The sequence below is a fragment of the Micromonospora sp. ATCC 39149 genome (genome assembly GCF_000158815.1).
Taxonomy (GTDB): Bacteria; Actinomycetota; Actinomycetes; order Mycobacteriales; family Micromonosporaceae; genus Micromonospora.
Map to the genome: position 1 here is coordinate 6,136,389 of NZ_GG657738.1, position 1,336 is coordinate 6,137,724.

Genomic DNA, 1,336 nt, shown 5'->3' on the forward strand with positions numbered 1-1,336 from the left:
GCCGCCCGGTGCTGCCGTTCCACTTCAGCGGTGTCACCCTCTTCGCCGCCGGCCACTCCGTACTGCGGGTGCGCATCTCGCCAGCCGGTCGGGACGCCGTCGCACTGACCATCGCCGATCCGGCCGGGCTTCCCATCGCCACCATCGACTCCCTGATCACCCGGCCGGCGGCCGAGGTCGACCACCCCGCCCGCGACGCGCTGTTCCGGCTGGACTGGATACCCGCCCCGGAGATGAGCCCGGCCACCGTCGATCCGGTCACGCTGACCGTCCCTGCGGCGACCGATCCGGTCGACGTCCCGGCACACGTCCACGCGGTCACCGCCGGAGTGCTCACGTCGGTACGCGACTGGCTGTCGCTCGGCGAGACCGTGGGCCCCTCCCAACTCGCCGTGCTGACGTCCGGCGCGGTGGCGGCCCGCCCCGGCGACCGGGTGGACCTCGCGGCCACGGCGGTGTGGAGCCTGGTACGCGCCGCCGAAGCCGAGCACCCGGGCCGGTTCCTACTCATCGACGGCGACGGGCGGGACATCTCGCCGGCTCAGGTACGTGCCGCCCTGGCCGCCGGCCGCCGGGAGGTTGCGATTCGGGAGACCGAGCTGCTGGTCCCACGGCTGGCCGCGGTGCCCGCGAACGGTGCCGCTTCCGGCTGGGACCCGGCGGGTACGGTGCTGATCACCGGCGGTACCGGTGGGCTCGGCGCGCTGCTCGCCCGGCATCTGGTCACCGATCACGGGGTGCGTCACCTGCTGCTGACCGGGCGGCGTGGACCGGCCGCGCCCGGGGCCGCCGAACTGCGCGACACGCTCGCCGCGCTTGGCGCCGACGTCCAGCTCGCCGCCTGCGACGTCGCCGATCGGGATGATCTGGGGAAGCTCCTCGCCGCCATCCCGGAGCGGCATCCGCTGGTCGCCGTGGTGCACGCCGCGGGCGTGGCGGACAACGGACTGGTCGAGGCGATGACGGCCGACCGGCTGGCCGCCGTGCTGCGCCCCAAGGTGGATGGCGCCTGGCACCTGCACGAGCTGACCCGCGACCGGGATCTCGGCGGGTTCGTGTTGTTCTCCTCGGCCGCCGGCCTGGCCCTCGGCGCCGGGCAGGCGAACTACGCGGCGGCCAACGGCTTCCTGGACGGGCTGGCGCGGTACCGCCGGGCGGCCGGCCTGCCCGCGGTCTCCCTGGCCTGGGGACCGTGGGACAGCGCCGCCGGAGGGATGACCGGCGAGCTGGACCAAGCCGGGCTGCTTCGCCTGCGTCGGCTGGGCACCCCGCCGCTCTCGCCAGAGCGCGGGCTCGCCCTGTTTGACCTCGCGATGGGGTTACCGGGACGCCACCG

Annotated in this window: 1 protein-coding gene; it reads left to right on the forward strand. The window is 75.1% G+C overall.

Going from position 1 to position 1,336, the window contains the following annotated elements; genetic code table 11:
• Positions 1-1,336 (forward strand): beta-ketoacyl reductase (locus tag MCAG_RS33995; RefSeq protein WP_198141649.1); only part of this gene is annotated, 1,336 nt, incomplete at both ends.